11 protein-coding genes and 1 tRNA gene are annotated in these 13,725 nt (G+C 68.5%); 7 read left to right on the top strand and 5 right to left on the bottom strand.

The window, feature by feature from the left end; all coding sequences use genetic code 11:
• Positions 1 to 355: 355 nt before the first annotated feature.
• The 5 genes from ABT009_RS39595 (at position 356) to ABT009_RS39575 (ending at position 6,070) form a co-directional block, all read left to right on the top strand.
• On the top strand, positions 356 to 916 hold the full coding sequence (locus ABT009_RS39595; RefSeq protein ID WP_351306221.1) for a hypothetical protein: 561 nt from the start codon (positions 356 to 358) through the stop codon (positions 914 to 916).
• The gene (locus ABT009_RS39590) at positions 917 to 1,213 is read left to right on the top strand and encodes a S24/S26 family peptidase (protein ID WP_351306219.1); all 297 of its coding nucleotides are present in this window, start codon (positions 917 to 919) and stop codon (positions 1,211 to 1,213) included.
• A gap of 166 nt (positions 1,214 to 1,379) precedes the next feature.
• The gene (gene hrpA / locus ABT009_RS39585) at positions 1,380 to 5,339 is read left to right on the top strand and encodes an ATP-dependent RNA helicase HrpA (protein ID WP_351306217.1); all 3,960 of its coding nucleotides are present in this window, start codon (positions 1,380 to 1,382) and stop codon (positions 5,337 to 5,339) included.
• A 118-nt stretch (positions 5,340 to 5,457) separates the two neighbouring features.
• Positions 5,458 to 5,532 (top strand) — tRNA-Asp (locus ABT009_RS39580).
• Between the two features lie 298 nt (positions 5,533 to 5,830).
• Positions 5,831 to 6,070, top strand: coding sequence for a DUF6274 family protein (locus ABT009_RS39575; RefSeq protein WP_351306215.1), 240 nt, complete (start codon positions 5,831 to 5,833; stop codon positions 6,068 to 6,070).
• A gap of 516 nt (positions 6,071 to 6,586) precedes the next feature.
• Here the strand turns inward: ABT009_RS39575 and bldC are convergent.
• Together bldC and ABT009_RS39565 are read right to left on the bottom strand one after the other, a co-directional pair.
• Entirely contained in the window at positions 6,587 to 6,793 is a 207-nt protein-coding gene (gene bldC / locus ABT009_RS39570; protein ID WP_003949541.1) for a developmental transcriptional regulator BldC, read from the bottom strand.
• A 479-nt stretch (positions 6,794 to 7,272) separates the two neighbouring features.
• Complete coding sequence (locus ABT009_RS39565) at positions 7,273 to 8,115, bottom strand: DUF8083 family protein (protein ID WP_351306256.1); 843 nt, start codon at positions 8,113 to 8,115, stop codon at positions 7,273 to 7,275.
• Positions 8,116 to 8,303: 188 nt separating this feature from the next.
• On the opposite strand from ABT009_RS39565, the gene ABT009_RS39560 reads away from it, so the two are divergent.
• The gene (locus ABT009_RS39560; protein WP_351306213.1) at positions 8,304 to 9,392 is read left to right on the top strand and encodes a Leu/Phe/Val dehydrogenase; all 1,089 of its coding nucleotides are present in this window, start codon (positions 8,304 to 8,306) and stop codon (positions 9,390 to 9,392) included.
• A 299-nt stretch (positions 9,393 to 9,691) separates the two neighbouring features.
• Entirely contained in the window at positions 9,692 to 9,958 is a 267-nt protein-coding gene (locus tag ABT009_RS39555; RefSeq protein ID WP_067273880.1) for a DUF3073 domain-containing protein, read from the top strand.
• 192 nt (positions 9,959 to 10,150) lie between these two features.
• Here the strand turns inward: ABT009_RS39555 and purM are convergent, their stop codons facing one another.
• From purM to ABT009_RS39540, 3 genes are read right to left on the bottom strand one after another with little or no spacing between them, the layout of a single operon-like run.
• Positions 10,151 to 11,218, bottom strand: coding sequence for a phosphoribosylformylglycinamidine cyclo-ligase (gene purM / locus ABT009_RS39550; protein ID WP_351306211.1), 1,068 nt, complete (start codon positions 11,216 to 11,218; stop codon positions 10,151 to 10,153).
• Between the two features lie 47 nt (positions 11,219 to 11,265).
• Positions 11,266 to 12,792: an amidophosphoribosyltransferase gene (purF, locus tag ABT009_RS39545; protein WP_351306209.1), complete on the bottom strand. Its 1,527-nt coding sequence runs from the start codon at positions 12,790 to 12,792 to the stop codon at positions 11,266 to 11,268.
• Positions 12,793 to 12,849: 57 nt separating this feature from the next.
• A complete protein-coding gene (locus tag ABT009_RS39540) occupies positions 12,850 to 13,725 on the bottom strand; it encodes an META domain-containing protein (RefSeq protein WP_351306207.1) in 876 nt (291 codons plus the stop codon).

Raw genomic sequence — 13,725 nt, 5'->3', positions numbered from 1 at the left:
GCTCGCACGGGGCAAGGCGCGGACATGCGGTGCGGTTCTGCTTTCGACGCGGCGGGACTCTCCATGCTCACCACGGCTCACCACAGATCACCACGCTGCCAGGGGCTTCTCCCGAGGTGCCCGCCAGGAAGCCCTGCCCGGCTCGTACAGCAACCCGGCAATGGGACGAACGAATGTGTCTGTGCGGCGAATGGCGGCGCATCCCAGCCCAATTGGATGAACACGGCACACGGCATTCACCCGGGCGGCGAAATCACCCGATTTTCGGGATGGTGCACAGGTTATTCGTTCCCACATGGCGATGAAAAGCAGATCCATTGGAATTCGGGGATCCCGGCTGAGGCTGGTTGCCTATGTGGTGCCCGTACCCATCGGCCTGGTACTCAGCGGCGGCTTGGTCTGGCAAGCCTCTCACGCCGCGTTCTCGGGACGGACGACCAGCTCCGGCACCTCGTGGACGGCGGGGTCGGTCAATCTGAGCAATGACAGCGGCGGCCAGCCCATGTTCAATCTGACGAACATCACGCCCGGTGACACGGGCACCCGATGTATCGCCATCACGTCCCAGGCCACCGTCCCGACGAACATCAAGCTCTACACGTCCACGGCCAGCCCGCCGGCCAACGACATCAGCCCCTACATCGACGTCACCGTCGAGGACGGCACGGGTGGCTCGTTCGACTCCTGCACCGGCTTCTCGCCCGCCGGCGCCGTGGACTACACCGGCACCCTCGAGAACCTGACCACCACTCGTACCAACTACGCCAACGGCATCGGGCCCTGGGCGCTCACCGGGAACCCGCCCGAGACCAAGACCTACCGCGTCACCTGGACGTTCAGGGCCACGGCTCCCGACTCCACGCAGGGCGGCTCCACACCCAACGTGAACTTCACCTGGGAAGCCCAAACCGCGTAGATGTCCGTCAGGTCCTGGTTCCGACTGCTCACAGTGATCGCGGCGCGCATGGGGCTCAGCATGGCCGCCGGCCTGCTGATCTGGGCCCATGCGCCCGCACTCCTGATCGGCTGGCACGGTCGTCCTCGGCGACTCCATGCGCCCGCATCTGAGGCCCGGGACGTGGTCGTGTACCAGCCGCTACAGGGCCGCACTCCCCGGAGCGGTCAGGTCGTCGTCGTGATCGACCCCGCACGGCCGCCGCGCCTGCTCATCCACCGCGTCGGCAAGGTCTGGGGGTACCTCCCAGGCCCTTAAGGCAATGGGGGAGGAACGGCAGCCTGATCACCGCCGGGGACAACAACACAGCCGTCGACTCCACGCCTGGACCCCGCCTGACCGACCCCGCCGGACCGTCGCTCCCCAAGCCGCGCCCGGAATAGGTTGGCCGCACGCACACCCCGGATGCGATCCTGGTCCCCGTATGTCTACGCACCCTGCCTCCGCCTCCGCTCCCGCCGCCTTCGCCGACCTCGGCTCACGGCTGGCCGAGCTGTCCCTGCGCGACGCGCAGCGGCTCGGGCGCCGGCTCGACGGGGCCCGCCGTATCCGCAAGCCGCAGGCGCGGGACGCGGTGCTGGCCGAGATCGCCGGGGAGATCGACAAGGCGGCGGACCGGCTGGCCGGGCGTGCGGCCCGGGTTCCGGAGATCACGTATCCCGAGTCGCTGCCCGTCAGCCAGAAGCGGGACGCGATCCTCGAGGCGATCCGCGACCACCAGGTGGTGATCGTCGCGGGCGAGACCGGCTCCGGCAAGACCACGCAGATCCCCAAGATCTGCCTGGAGCTGGGGCGCGGCGTCCGCGGCATGATCGGCCATACACAGCCGCGCCGCATCGCGGCCCGTACGGTCGCCGAGCGCGTTGCCGAGGAGATGAGGACGCCGCTCGGCGAGGCCGTCGGCTGGAAGGTCCGCTTCACGGACCAGGTGGACCAGGACGCGACGTTCATCAAGCTGATGACGGACGGCATCCTGCTCGCCGAGATCCAGACGGACCGCGAGCTGCGCGCCTACGACACGATCATCATCGACGAGGCCCACGAGCGGTCCCTCAACATCGACTTCCTGCTCGGCTACCTGGCCCAGCTGCTGCCGCGCCGCCCGGACCTCAAGGTCGTCATCACCTCGGCGACCATCGACCCCGAGCGCTTCTCGCGCCACTTCGGGGACGCCCCGATCGTCGAGGTGTCCGGGCGTACGTACCCCGTCGAGGTCCGCTACCGCCCGCTCCTGGAAGAGGAATCGGACGACGCCGACCGCGACCAGATCACGGCGATCACGGACGCGGTCGAGGAGCTGATGGGCGAGGCCCGGGGCGACATCCTCGTCTTCCTCTCCGGCGAGCGCGAGATCCGCGACACCGCGGACGCGCTGAACAAGAAGAAGTACAGATTCACCGAGGTACTGCCCCTCTACGCCCGGCTGTCGCACGCCGAGCAGCACCGCGTCTTCCAGCCGCACACCGGCCGCAGGATCGTTCTGGCAACCAACGTCGCCGAGACGTCCCTCACCGTCCCCGGCATCAAGTACGTCATCGACCCGGGCACGGCCCGCATCTCGCGTTACAGCCACCGCACCAAGGTGCAGCGCCTGCCCATCGAGCCCGTCAGCCAGGCCAGCGCCAACCAGCGCAAGGGCCGCTGCGGCCGTACGAGTGACGGCATCTGCATCCGTCTGTACTCCGAGGACGACTTCCTCGCCCGCCCGGAGTTCACGGACGCCGAGATCCTCCGTACGAACCTCGCCTCCGTCATCCTCCAGATGACCGCGGCCGGCCTCGGCGACATCGAGAAGTTCCCCTTCATCGACCCGCCGGACCACCGCAACATCCGGGACGGCGTGCAGCTCCTCGAGGAACTGGGCGCGCTCGACCCCGCCCAGAAGGACGTACGCAAGCGCCTCACCCCGCAGGGCCGCAAGCTCGCGCAGCTGCCCGTCGACCCGCGCCTGGCCCGGATGGTCCTGGAGGCGGACAAGAACGGCTGCGTACGCGAGGTCATGGTGATCGCGGCCGCGCTGTCCATCCAGGACCCGCGCGAGCGCCCCGTCGACAAGCAGGCGCAGGCCGACCAGCAGCACGCCCGCTTCAAGGACGAGACGAGCGACTTCCTCGCGTATCTGAACCTCTGGCGCTATCTGCGCGAGCAGCAGAAGACGCTCGGCTCCTCGGCCTTCCGCCGGATGTGCAAGTCGGAGTACCTCAACTACCTGCGCATCCGCGAATGGCAGGACATCTACACGCAGCTGCGGACCGTCGCGAAGCAGATGGGCATCCATCTGAACGAGGAGGACGCACCCGAGCAGGCCATCCATGTGTCGCTGTTGGCGGGCCTGCTGTCCCACATCGGCATGAAGGACATCAAGGACGGCGCGAAGAACGAGTACCTGGGCGCGCGGAACGCGAAGTTCGCCGTCTTCCCGGGCTCGGCGCTGTTCAAGAAGCCGCCGCGGTTCCTCATGTCCGCGGAGCTGGTGGAGACGTCCCGCCTCTGGGCCCGTGTCAACGCGAAGATCGAGCCGGAGTGGGTCGAGCCGCTCGCGCAGCACCTGCTGAAACACACCTACAGCGAGCCGCACTGGGAGAAGGACCAGGCGGCGGTGATGGCATACGAGAAGGTGACGCTGTACGGCGTGCCGATCGTGGCCCAGCGGAAGGTCAACTACGGGCGGATCGATCCCGAGGTCTCCCGCGAGCTTTTCATTCGCAACGCCCTCGTCGAGGGCGACTGGCGTACGCACCACAAGTTCTTCGCCGACAACCGCAAGCTGCTCACCGAGGTCGAGGAGCTGGAGCACCGGGCACGGCGTCGCGACATCCTCGTCGACGACGAGACGCTGTTCGACTTCTACGACCAGCGGGTGCCCGAACACGTCGTGTCGGGTGCGCACTTCGACTCCTGGTGGAAGCGCAAGCGCCACGAGGAGCCGGAACTGCTCGACTTCGAGCGGTCGATGCTCATCAACGAGCGCGCCGGCGACGTGTCGAAGGACGACTACCCGGACAGCTGGCGCCAGGGGCGGCTCAAGTTCAACGTGACGTACCAGTTCGAGCCGGGCGCGGACGCGGACGGCGTGACCGTCCACATCCCGCTGCAGGTGCTCAACCAGGTGACGCCCGAGGGCTTCGACTGGCAGATCCCCGGCCTGCGCGAAGAAGTGGTCACCGAACTGATCCGCTCCCTGCCCAAGCCGATCCGGCGCCACTACGTGCCCGCACCGAACTACGCGAAGGCGTTCCTGGAGCGGGCCGAGCCCCTGCAGGAACCGCTGCCGGTCACGCTCGCCCGCGAGCTGAAGCGCATGGTGGGCGTACCCGTCACGGCGGACGACTTCGACTGGGCCAAGGTCCCGGACCATCTGCGTATAACGTTCCGGATCACCGACGAGCGGCGCCGCAAGCTCGTCGAGGACAAGGACCTGGAGACGCTGAGGCTCCAGCTGAAGCCGAAGGCCCTCCAGGCCCTGTCCCAGGCGGCGGCCGCCACGGCGGAGCGCTCCGGGGGCAGCTCGCTCGAGCAGACCGGCCTCACGGACTGGACGATCGGCTCGCTCACCCGCGTCTTCGAGACGCGCCGCGCGGGCCAGCCCGTGAAGGCCTTCCCGGCGCTCGTCGACGACGGCGACACCGTGTCCGTACGCCTCTTCGACACCGAGGCGGAGCAGCAGCAGGCGATGTGGAAGGGCACCCGCCGTCTGATCCTGCGCAACATCCCGGTGAACCCCGCGAAGTTCGCGTCCGAGAAGCTCACCAACCCACAGAAGCTCGCCCTCTCCGCGAACCCGCACGGCTCCATCCAGGCGCTCTTCGACGACTGCGCCATGGCCGCCACGGACAAGCTGATCGCCGACTTCGGCGGCCCGGCCTGGGACGAGGAGTCGTACCGCAAGCTCTACGACAAGGTGCGCGCCGACATCGTCGACACGACGGTGCGGACGGTCGGCCAGGTGCAGCAGGTGCTGGCGGCGTGGCAGGCCTGCGAGCGCCGTCTGAAGTCCACGACGAGCCCTGCACTGCTGGCCAACCTCACGGACGTACGGAAGCAGCTCTCCGCCCTCGTCAGGCCGGGCTTCGTGACGGAGACGGGGCTGCGCCGGCTGCCGGACCTGATGCGCTATCTGGTCGCGGCGGACCGCCGGCTCCAGCAGATGCCGACGAACGTCCAGCGGGACACCACGCGCATGGAGAAGGTCCAGGAGATGCAGGACGAGCACGCCTGGCTCCTCGAGCAGATGCCGCAGGGGCGTCCTGTGCCGCAGGAGGTCCTGGACATCCGCTGGATGATCGAGGAGCTGCGGGTGAGCTACTTCGCGCATGCGCTGGGCACCGCGTACCCGGTCTCGGACAAGCGCATCGTGAAGGCGATCGACGCGGCGGTTCCGTAGCGGTTCCCGCCCACCAGGGTGTGACGGCGACATCGCCCTGCGTGAGTTCGACCGTCGGCCCTGCACTGCTGTAGAGTCTCTTCTTGCAGCCCAGCGCAGGAGAGTGGCTGCGAGACCTGGTCCTGTGGAGCAGTTTGGAGTGCTCGCCACCCTGTCAAGGTGGAGGCCGCGGGTTCAAATCCCGTCAGGACCGCACGATGAAGGGGCCGCATCCCATTGAGGATGCGGCCCCTTCGACATACCCACCGCCGCCGCCCGCCAAGCCGGAGGCTGCGCCCGCGGCGCAGCCGCAATCAGACACAGCAAATCCCGTCAGGACCGCACAGTGAAGGGCCGCATCCCGGTGGAATGTGGCCCTTCGGCTTGCCCACTCGTTGCGGCAGGTCGGCTTGCCTACCCCTGCAGCCGTTCGGCTTACCCTCCCGCGTCTTGACTGCGTCACATTCCGCCGGTACCCAGACAACAGGGACCGCGACCGCAGGAGGTGGCGCATGCCGGTGTCCGCCAGGCACGAGACGCGCGCTCTGTTGCGCGCCCATTTGTCGGCCGCCTCCGGCTACCGCCATCTGACGCGCCATTGCCCGATCTGCCACCAGCTCCTGCGGCTCGCCATGGAGCCAACAGCGCGCCCCTCGGACGACGGCAGGGGCAGCGACAGCAGCACGGTCGATGAGACCGGCGGCGAGAGCGCGCGCGAGGCCGGCGAGGACCAAAGTCTCCCCAGGACGTGACCAAAGCCGCCCCGCCCTCCCGCTGGCGGAGTGGGAAGCTGGAGGCACGTCTTCAGCAGTGGGACTCAATAACTCAGGTGACACACCATCAGCAAGAGTTGGGCCATGTGACGGGTGTCACCAAATGAGTTTTGGAACCACCCTTACTTACACCCCGTCTACATCGGCTCAATTTAATATGTGCAATTGCACTACCGGCTGAGAGCCGTCCGGCGCCTCGCAGAGCTCCCGCCAAGGCCGCTCACAACGACCCCGACAGGGCACCTCAGAGGACGGCCAGGCCGCTCACAGGGCCCCTGGCGACGCACAGTCGGACCGGCGCCGCCGCGAGGTGACAGACTCCACGCACAAAAAAGATCGCGCCGGACCCGGCGGAGTCCAGCGCGATCAACGACGCACCCTTGGGGTGAAGTTGGGTGGGGGCCCCGTTGGGGCGGGACCCGCGTCGTGTGGAGCTGCGTGTTGGGCGTCGGCCAGGTTGGGGGACCGGACCGGAATGCCCGTTATTCGGTTGTTTCAGGCCTCGCTGCGCTGCTGCGGGATGCCCGCGAGCAGGGCGCGGACCTCGGCTTCGCGGTAGCGGCGGTGCCCGCCGAGCGTACGGATCGACGTGAGCTTGCCAGCCTTGGCCCAGCGCGTGACCGTCTTGGGGTCGACGCGGAACATCGTGGCGACCTCAGCCGGGGTCAGCAGCGGCTCGGCATCAGGGGTGCGAGCGGTCATGAGCGGCCTCCTCGGGAGAACCGAATCCATCTCGGTTCTTTCCTCTAAATTCTGCACCTTGACCCGCGTTGCCCGAAATGGGCGGACGCGAGTCGAGTCGGTTATAGGACGAACGGCTTGTCCTCGGCACTACAACTACACCATCTGTCCAGCCGCGTCGGCCAAACCGATGGAATTGCCCTCCCAGGTGTTCATCAGCGACGGAAGCCGATGGACCATGCCATAGCGGACAGTCACGCCACTGTGACGATCAGTCACAGGACGATCAGGAGGCAACAGGACCCCCCAAAACACGCAATGCCCGGCATCTGGCGCAAAGTTGGACGGAAGGAGCCCTCCCCGGACTCCTTGTCCTATTTTGGCACGAGGGGGACCGATGGACGCAAGGTACCTGTAAGTGTGGTCCGTCACGCTTGGGGCCAAAGTCCCGGATCGAAACCTACGTCCGCCGACCCGTAACGGGCACTGCCGTAACGGCTTCAGTTGGCCGACTGCAGGTTCCGTACCGTCCGCCAGCGCTCCACCAGTCGTGCGTACGCCTCGCCGGCGGCGGCGCCGTCGCCGGCGCGCAGCGCGTCGATGCCCTCGGCCACATCGGCCGCCGAGTGGTCCCCGTCGAGGTGGTCCTCCGGCAGGGCGTGCACCAGGCCGCCGTAGTCGAGCTCGACGAGCGAGCGCGGATGGAACTCTTCGAGCCATCGACCAACATCTACCAGGCCGTCGATCATCGGCCCCTCGTCCATGGCGTCCTTGAGCGCCTTGAGGCCGCGCGCGACACGCCGGCGCGCCTGCACCATGGGCGTCCGGTAGCGCAGCAGCGACGGCGCCTCGCCGGACCGCCTCTCGTACTCGCGCTCCTCGTCCGAGACGAGCACGAACCAGTTGAGGGGGACCTGCCAGCGCGCGGTGCGGATCCAGGGACGGGCGTCAGGATTGCGCTCGAGCCACCGCTCGTAGTCCGCGACCGTCTGGCGGCGCACCACCGGCGGCAGCACCGCGTCCAGGATCGCCGCGGGCAGCTCTCCAGCCAGCTCACCCATCGCCTCCCAGGCGCGCAGCCGGGTGCGCCAGGGGCAGATGCAGAGCACCCCGTCGACATCCGCGACGAAGGCGTCGTCGCTCTCGTGCACCGGCACCGCGACGGGCGGCGTGGGCAGCAAGTCGGCGAGCGAACGGCGCAGTTCGTCCTGGTACGAGGGGCGCTCGGGGCGCCGGGCATAGCGCGCCCAGTGCGTGCGCTCCGGCTCGGGGAAGGCGGCCAGCGGTTCGTACACACGCAGGTAGCACGTGTACGGAACGATCACCGACGACACCTTGGGCACAGCAGCTCCCTCCCCCGCGGGCAGGCCGGAAAACACTGCAAATCGTCCCATGCCCATACTCCAGGAGAGGGTGATCCTCGGCACTGCGCCCATGGCGGGCGCGTCCGGGCTCTAGGCTCATGTCACGGACCCGCCACCCGTACGGGACCGGCACTCCAACCGCCGCTACTTACCCTGGAGTCACCACAGTGACCGACGTAACCGACGGCGTCCTGCACACTCTGTTCCGGACGGACCAGGGAGGCCATGAGCAGGTCGTGCTCTGCCAGGACCGCGCCAGCGGCCTCAAGGCCGTGATCGCCATCCACTCGACCGCCCTGGGCCCCGCCCTCGGCGGCACCCGCTTCTACCCGTACGCGACCGAGGAGGAGGCCGTCGCCGACGCGCTGAACCTCTCGCGCGGGATGTCGTACAAGAACGCCATGGCCGGGCTCGACCACGGCGGCGGCAAGGCGGTGATCATCGGCGACCCCGAGCAGATCAAGACCGAGCAGCTGCTGCTGGCCTATGGCCGGTTCGTCGCCTCGCTCGGTGGTCGGTACGTCACGGCGTGCGACGTCGGCACCTATGTCGAGGACATGGACGTGGTGGCGCGCGAGTGCCGCTGGACGACCGGCCGCTCGCCCGAGAGGGGCGGCGCCGGCGACTCGTCGGTGCTGACCGCGTACGGAGTGTTCCAGGGCATGCGTGCCTCGGCCCAGCACCTGTGGGGCGATCCGACGCTGCGCGGCCGGAAGATCGGCATCGCGGGCGTCGGCAAGGTGGGGCACCACCTCGTGGAGCACCTGCTGGAGGACGGCGCCGAGGTCGTCGTCACGGATGTCCGCGAGGAGTCCGTACGCCGTGTCCTCGACAAGCACCCCGGCGGGCGTGTCACGGCCGTGGCCGACACGGACGCGCTGATCCGCACCGAGGGCCTCGACATCTATGCCCCGTGCGCGCTGGGCGGCGCGCTGAACGACGAGAGCGTGCCGGTGCTCACGGCGCGTGTCGTGTGCGGCGCGGCCAACAACCAGCTCGCCCACCCGGGCGTGGAGAAGGACCTCGCCGACCGCGGGATCCTCTACGCCCCCGACTACGTGGTGAACGCGGGCGGCGTCATCCAGGTCGCCGACGAGCTGCACGGCTTCGACTTCGACCGGTGCCGGGCGAAGGCCGCGAAGATCTTCGACACCACGCTGGCAATATTCGCTCGTGCGAAGACGGATGGCATTCCGCCGGCCGCCGCGGCCGACCGGATCGCCGAGCAGCGGATGGCGGAGGCGCGTCTGCACTGATCCGATGTCTTCTCCGGTGCCTTCTTGACAGGGTCCCGCCGACAGCAAGGGAGACGAGTGTCACGCTGTCGGCGGGTCGTGCCCCGGGAAGAGGTTAAAATCGCAGTTGACCAGCGAGGACGGGGCGCCTCGCAGGTCCTGCACCGAGGCACGTGCTGCGGGCGACGTACCGTATGGCCGCGGAAGCAGGTACCGTTGAAGCCCTACGGACGGGTCTCTCCACGGAGAGCCCGTTCCAGATCATGAACGCGTGTCAAGACTCTGGGGCCGTCGAGCCCCGTCACCGAGGGGGTCGAGCCATGGGGCGCGGCCGGGCCAAGGCCAAGCAGACGAAGGTCGCCCGCCAGCTGAAGTACAACAGCGGCGGGACTGACCTGTCGCGTCTGGCCAACGAGCTGGGCGCATCGACTTCGAGTCCGATTTCGAGCCAGCCGCCGAACGGCGAGCCGTTCGAGGACGACGAGGACGACGACCCGTACGCACGGTACGCGGATCTGTACAACGACGACGATGAAGAGGACGAGGACGAGGAGTCCGGTCCGTCGTCGCAGCGCCGCGGCGCTTGACCTTGCAGCATTCGCAGTTCTCGTAGCAACTGCACCTCACCCGGTCCGGGGCCCTAGCGCCGGACCGGGTTTCGTGCTGCCTTTCACTGCTGCGGGTGGTGCCGCCCGGTCGCCGGCCGTCAGGCCGCGGCATCGGTCGCTGCCCCGTCGGGCAATGTCCCACCGGGCAGTCCATCGGTCGGCTCCGACGGCTCAGACCGCGTAGTCCCCGACCAGGGCGGCGCCGGTCGTGTGCTCGCCGCGGTCCGTGATCGAGCCGGCGACCCAGGCCTCCACGCCGCGGTCGGCGAGGGTGGTGAGCGCCACGTCCACCGACTCCTCGGGGACGATCGCCATCATGCCCACGCCCATGTTCAGCGTCTTCTCGAGCTCGAGCCGCTCGACGTCGCCCGCCTTGCCGACCAGGTCGAAGACCGGGGCGGGGGTCCAGGTGGTGCGGTCGACGACGGCGTGCAGCCCGTCCGGGATGACGCGGGCCAGGTTGGCCGCGAGCCCGCCGCCGGTGATGTGGCTGAAGGCGTGGACCTCGGTGGTGCGGGTGAGGGCCAGGCAGTCCAGCGAGTAGATCTTGGTGGGCTCCAGGAGCTCCTCGCCGAGGGTCCGGCCGAACTCCTCGACATGCTGGTCCAGGCGCATGTTCGCCCGGTCGAAGACCACGTGGCGGACGAGCGAGTACCCGTTGGAGTGAAGACCCGAGGACGCCATGGCGATGACGGCGTCACCCTTGCGGATGCGATCGGGGCCGAGGAGGCGGTCCGCCTCGACGACGCCCGTGCCGGCACCCGCGACGTCGAAGTCGTCCGGGCCGAGCAGCCCGGGGTGCTCGGCCGTCTCGCCGCCGACGAGGGCGCATCCGGCCAGTACACAGCCCTCGGCGATGCCCTTGACGATGGCGGCGACCCGCTCGGGGTGGACCTTGCCGACGCAGATGTAGTCGGTCATGAACAGCGGTTCGGCGCCGCACACCACGATGTCGTCCATGACCATCGCGACGAGGTCGTGGCCGATCGTGTCGTAGACGCCCAGCTGCCGGGCCAGGTCGACCTTCGTGCCCACGCCGTCCGTGGCGGAGGCCAGGAGAGGCCGCTCGTACTTCTTGAGGGCGGAGGCGTCGAAGAGGCCGGCGAAGCCGCCGAGGCCGCCCAGGACCTCGGGTCGCTGGGTCTTCTTCACCCACTCCTTCATGAGCTCGACGGCGCGGTCGCCCGCCTCGATGTCGACGCCCGCGGCTGCGTAGCTGGCACCAGTTGTCTCGGACATGAGAAATGAAGGCTTTCGTGTCGTACAGCTGTCGTGCGCTGCGGGGTTTACGGGCGGCGGATCGCGTCGGTCGCGGCGGTGTCCGCCGTGCCCGCGGCCAGCTCGGTCTCCAGGAGCTGCTTGCCGAGCAGCTCGGGGTCGGGCAGCTCCATCGGGTACTCGCCGTCGAAGCACGCGCGGCACAGGTTCGGCTTGGCGATGGTGGTCGCCTCGATCATGCCGTCGAGCGAGATGTACGCGAGGGAGTCGGCGCCGAGGGACTTGCCGATCTCGTCGACGCTCATGCCGTTGGCGATGAGCTCGGCGCGCGTCGCGAAGTCGATGCCGAAGAAGCACGGCCACTTCACGGGCGGGGACGAGATGCGGATGTGCACCTCGGCGGCGCCCGCCTCGCGGAGCATACGGACCAGGGCGCGCTGGGTGTTGCCGCGGACGATCGAGTCGTCGACCACGACCAGGCGCTTGCCCTTGATGACTTCCTTGAGGGGGTTCAGCTTCAGGCGGATGCCGAGCTGGCGGATGGTCTGCGAGGGCTGGATGAACGTACGCCCGACGTAGGCGTTCTTCACCAGGCCGCTGCCGAACGGGATGCCGGACGCCTCGGCGTAACCGATGGCGGCGGGGGTGCCGGACTCCGGCGTGGCTATCACCAGGTCGGCGTCGACGGGGGCTTCCTTGGCGAGCTTGCGGCCCATCTCGACGCGGGAGAGGTAGACGTTCCGGCCGGCGATGTCGGTGTCGGGGCGCGCCAGGTACACGTACTCGAAGACACAGCCCTTGGGCTTCGCATCCGCGAATCGGGACGTTCGCAGTCCGTTCTCGTCGATGGCGACGAACTCGCCCGGCTCGATCTCGCGGACGAAGCTGGCGCCGCAGATGTCCAGGGCGGCGGTCTCGGATGCGACGACCCAGCCGCGCTCCAGGCGGCCGAGGACCAGCGGGCGTATGCCCTGCAGGTCGCGGGCCGCGTACAGCGTGTGCTCGTCCATGAAGACGAGCGAGAAGGCGCCCTTGACCTGGGGCAGGACCTTGGCGGCGGCGTCCTCTACGGTCAGCGGCTTGCCGTCGTCGTCGGTCTGACCGGCGAGCAGCGCGGTGACCAGGTCGGTGTCGTTGGTCGCGGCGACCTGGGTGGCGCGGCCGTTCTCCTTGGGGAGGGCCGCGACCATCTCGGCGAGCTCCGCCGTGTTCACCAGGTTGCCGTTGTGGCCCAGTGCGATGGAGCCGTGCGCGGTGGCCCGGAACGTGGGCTGCGCGTTCTCCCACACCGAGGCGCCGGTGGTGGAGTAGCGGGCGTGGCCCACGGCGATGTGGCCCTGGAGGGAGCTGAGGGAGGTCTCGTCGAAGACCTGGGACACGAGGCCCATGTCCTTGAAGACGAGGATCTGGGAGCCGTTGCTGACCGCGATTCCCGCGGATTCCTGACCCCGATGCTGGAGGGCGTAGAGCCCGAAGTACGTGAGCTTTGCGACCTCTTCACCCGGAGCCCAGACACCGAAGACGCCACACGCGTCCTGGGGGCCTTTCTCGCCGGGGAGCAGATCGTGATTGAGTCGACCGTCACCACGTGGCACGCCACCGAGTGTAGGCGAGATCGACCACTGGTCCGAATTCGGGGACAGTGGGACTTCTTACTTTGCCTTTTCCGCCCGGGCGGTGAGGCCCTTGCCGGAGTCCGCTGTCAGGGTCAGGACGTCGTGTTCCTTCTCGTATGCGACCTTCCCGTCCAGTATTTCCTTGATCTCGTTCTCTGTCTTCATGACGGGGGCCGAGCACAGCTTGCGGGTGGTCGCCAGGCGGCCGAACTCGATCGTGCCGGCGGTGCCGTCCTTGACCGTGGCCTTGCCGGAGAAGGTGTTGCAGCCGAGGCTGCCGTGCACGGTCCCGTCCTTGGACAGGACGAGATACGCCTTGCCTCGGGCGCCCTTCGGCAGAGGCTCGGCGACTCCCTCGGCGCCCTTCGCGCCGATGAGGGTGTCGACCGTCCACGTGGTGCCTTCCAGCGGCGGCGCGGCCTCCGACCTGAGGGTGATGCTGTCGCCGTCGTCGCTGGTCAGCGTGAGGGTCTTGGGCTTGCCGTCCGGGTCCGTGATCCTGGCATCGAGGTCGCCGCGGAAGATGCGGACGAACCGTTCTTCGAACTCCTGGACAGGGCCGGGACAGCCCATCGAGGTGCTCGCCACGTCGGAGACCCTGACGGTGTCGCCCTCGACCTCCACATCGGCGCCGATGCTGTTGCAGCCCACCGAGCCCCCGGACTCGCCGCCGGCCTCGCCCTGCTTCGACGCGCCGGGCTTGAACGTCACATGGGCGTCGTGGGCCTCGTCCGGGAGGGGGATGTCCTTGCCGTCCACGGTGAGCTTTTCCGGGATCCAGCGGACGCCGGCCACGGCTACGTCGCTGCCGACCTGGCCGCTGCCGGTGCTGGTCTGGGTGCCGCAGGCGGTCAGGGCGGCGGTGCCGAGCAGGCCCACGGCGGCGTACGTCACGTTCATCACTCGCTTCAC

Origin of the sequence: Streptomyces sp. NPDC002896, from assembly GCF_040295225.1 — a bacterium.
In the GTDB taxonomy this organism is placed as follows: domain Bacteria; phylum Actinomycetota; class Actinomycetes; order Streptomycetales; family Streptomycetaceae; genus Streptomyces.
This window is presented reverse-complemented; position numbering and strand designations above follow the sequence as displayed.

What these genes read in the sequence shown, in the direction of transcription:
- purM (WP_351306211.1), bottom strand. Translation starts at nt 11,218, where the DNA reads ATGTCCGAGACAACTGGTGCCAGCTACGCAGCCGCGGGCGTCGACATC.
- ABT009_RS39575 (WP_351306215.1), top strand. Translation starts at nt 5,831, where the DNA reads ATGCCGGTGTCCGCCAGGCACGAGACGCGCGCTCTGTTGCGCGCCCAT.
- hrpA (WP_351306217.1), top strand. Translation starts at nt 1,380, where the DNA reads ATGTCTACGCACCCTGCCTCCGCCTCCGCTCCCGCCGCCTTCGCCGAC.
- ABT009_RS39590 (WP_351306219.1), top strand. Translation starts at nt 917, where the DNA reads ATGTCCGTCAGGTCCTGGTTCCGACTGCTCACAGTGATCGCGGCGCGC.
- ABT009_RS39555 (WP_067273880.1), top strand. Translation starts at nt 9,692, where the DNA reads ATGGGGCGCGGCCGGGCCAAGGCCAAGCAGACGAAGGTCGCCCGCCAG.
- bldC (WP_003949541.1), bottom strand. Translation starts at nt 6,793, where the DNA reads ATGACCGCTCGCACCCCTGATGCCGAGCCGCTGCTGACCCCGGCTGAG.